Raw genomic sequence first — 2,967 nt, forward strand, 5'->3', positions numbered from 1 at the left:
GTTCCCGCCGTTCAGGCTGAACATACGTTTCTGTTCGTTCTTAGCACGGTCGTCGGGCGTCCACGTCATGCGGACACTGAACTCGCCGCCGCCCATCACTACGAAGATTTCTCCTCCGGGCAGGCGGTGGCAGACGTGCTGCAGGTCGGTCAGCAGTTGTTCGTACGGAGCGGCGGGGCTGGCTGCCGGCGTACCGGTTGTGGGACTCTTGTGTGCATTGTTCCAAGGAAGGAACCAGTTTTTCAGGTTTGTAATCAGATTCATAGCGATTTAGGTTTTTGTCCCCAAAGATACAACATCAAAAGCCCTTTGTCAAGTGGGGGGCTGTGTAATAATCAACAAAAATCAACTTCTTTTTCAATCATTACGGAGGACACAGAGTTTCACAGACACGTGCACACCGTAGAGGCGCAAAATTTTGCGTCTCTATCCCTACGTATGCATTCATAAACACCTCGAACACACATACAATTACATCTTAGCCGACATCCAATCCGTGATAAACCGGGTTGTCTGTGGGGCTTTTTAGCAGTTTGCAGGATGAAGTTTCATTGTAATATTCTGGAGGTGAGTTGTTTGTGGTGAAAGATGGATACGCGGACGACGCTGAAAAAGCGGACAAACGCGGATTTTAATTTTTAAATACGGGCGGAACGGATTTCTACAAAGGGGTGACAGTTGATAGTCTTGCAGTGATTTTTTCCCAGTTAGGAAAAAATTTTTTCCTAACTAGAAAAAAACAGGTGGGTGACAGCCTGTGAGTGCAAGAGCCTGTCTGCAAAAGTTTCACCGTAAGCGAATGATAATAAAGATGTTGTAATGCAAAGAATGGATACGCGGACTACACGGAATGAGCGGATGAACGCGGATTTAATTTTTAATTATTAATTTTTCATTTTTAATTATTCATTGAATCAACGTGAAGCTTTATCTTTCACCATATCCATCTGATTTCCAGTACAGATTTCCTCCTGTTGAAAGCGTGAACCCAATTTCTCCTTTTCTCCTTTTCTCCTTTTCATCCGTGTTTATCCGTGTTTGTCCGTCCCCTCCGTGTCGTCCGCGTATCCATCCTTCCCCCGTTTTTCACTTTTCATTATTCACTTTTCATTCATAACCACCTACTTTAGCGGCGTAACATCGGTAGTTAGCCGACGTAACAAGCAATTCCCGTGAGTATTGCAAGCGTTGCTCGCGAGCCGTACAAGTGTTTCTCACGAGCCGTGCTTGTGTCGCTCATGAACCGTGCAAGCATCTCTTTTTTATGCTGTTTGAGACTGCTGGATAATGAACAAGGCCATAAGGAATCTCCTTCTTTTCCCTATGGTCTTTCCCCCCCCCTCGTCTCCTTGTCAACTCGTCCCCTTGTCAACTCGTCAACTAACCTACATCCGGTTCTTCTGCGAACTGCCCGCACCCGTCCCCTTGTACTTGCTCTTGGTCGCATTGAACTTGTAGCGTAAGGTCACGGTGAAGGTGCGCCGCGTGTCGGTGCCCATTGTCAGGGTGCGGATTCCGCTATAGGCCGTCACGTGGTTCGTCATGGTGCTGAACAGGTCCGTCACGCTCAGCAGGCACGACAGGCGTTTCCCGGCAAACTCCCTGTACAGTGAAGCGTCCAGCCGCCACTGGGTCTTGTCGTTGTGCACATTCTCGCTATGTCCTTGGGTTATCACGGTCGCGTCCACATACATCAGGATGTCCCAAGGCAGTTCCAGGCTGTTCTTCCAAAGGAAGCTGCCCAACGGATGATTGAACATCCGGCTGCCTTCGGGCGTGCTCCCCTTGTACCACTGCTGCTCCATGCTGGCCACCCACTGCGGTTGCCAGCAGCCGAACTTCGGGCTGTAGGCCACCATGGCATACGCTTTGTCGAAGTCTTCTATATTGACCGGGCGCAGCAGGCTGATGGCGGGATTGTCCGCCGAGTACGAGTCGCAGAAGCTGGTCATGCCGTCCTTGATGTGCCGGTAGCCTCCCGAAAAGTAGAGCTGCTTCCAGGCAACGTCCAAGGTGAGGTTGTGGCTCAACGTAGGCTGCAACAGCGGATTGCCGGCCTCGTAGGTGTAGCGGTTGACGTAGCGCGGAGCGCTGTTCAGCAGGCTGTAGTCGGGGCGGGTGATGTCGGCGGCATAGCTCAGCTGCAACTGCACCTGGCCGATGGGGTGCGACAGGCTGAGGGAAGGAAACACGTTGGAGTACTTCCGGCTTTGCTCTTTGTTGAACACGCCGTATTCGTAGTAGTCGCTCTTCAGATGCTCGTAGCGCACGCCTGCCTGCACGCTGCCCTGTCCCAACTGGCGGCTGTACTCGCCAAACACGGCCCACATTTCTTCCTTCACTTCGTCGTCCTCGCCTTGCAGGATGCCTTCGCGGTTGTCGTACAGGCTTGTCCGGTTGTTTCGCGTATATTCGCTGCCCACTGCAAACTGGCCGCCCGCCAGCGCATGCGACACGACTAACTTGGCGGCATACAGCGTGTTCCGGCTCTCGTCGAAAGTGGTGATGTCTCTGGCTTCTTCCGGCAGATCCAGCGTCCGGGTGTATTCCCGTCCGAGACTTCTTCCCTTGTTCTCGTTCCACAGACCGTCGGCGTTGAAGTCCACGTTCCATCCGCCCACGGTGCCGTTGTAGTAAAGGTTCAGCCGATGGTCCGTCTGGCGGGCATCCGAAGCGTTCGTGTTCTCCGCCTGTTCATACGCCTCTCCGTCCAGCAGCACGTCGGTATGCATCGACAGGTCCGAAGCCGACTTGGGGGTACGCTTGTAGTTGTATCGCACGCCCAGCGCATGGGCGGGATTCACCTGCCAGTTCAGCGACAGCATGCCTTCCAGATGCTGCGAGTGCGAGCGGTTGGACAGGTCGGAATGCTGCGTCCATGTCTTGTCCAAGTAGGTATCCTGCCGGACCGTTTTGAAATACTCGTCCCGGTCATTACTTCCGAACAGCATGCCCGACAGGTCGAAG

General features: G+C 52.9%; 2 protein-coding genes. Both read right to left on the reverse strand.

Annotation, left to right across the window (positions count from 1 at the left end; all coding sequences use genetic code 11):
• A partial coding sequence (locus tag QVP67_RS01590; RefSeq protein WP_288179779.1) for a hypothetical protein occupies positions 1–264 on the reverse strand: 264 nt, incomplete at its 3' end.
• Between the two features lie 1,121 nt (positions 265–1,385).
• Positions 1,386–2,780, reverse strand: a complete 1,395-nt coding sequence (locus tag QVP67_RS01595) for an outer membrane beta-barrel family protein (protein ID WP_288179780.1) — start codon at positions 2,778–2,780, stop codon at positions 1,386–1,388.
• Between the last annotated feature and the right edge of the window lie 187 nt (positions 2,781–2,967).

The organism is Bacteroides sp. CAG:633 (genome assembly GCF_000435115.1).
In the GTDB taxonomy this organism is placed as follows: domain Bacteria; phylum Bacteroidota; class Bacteroidia; order Bacteroidales; family Bacteroidaceae; genus Bacteroides; species Bacteroides ndongoniae.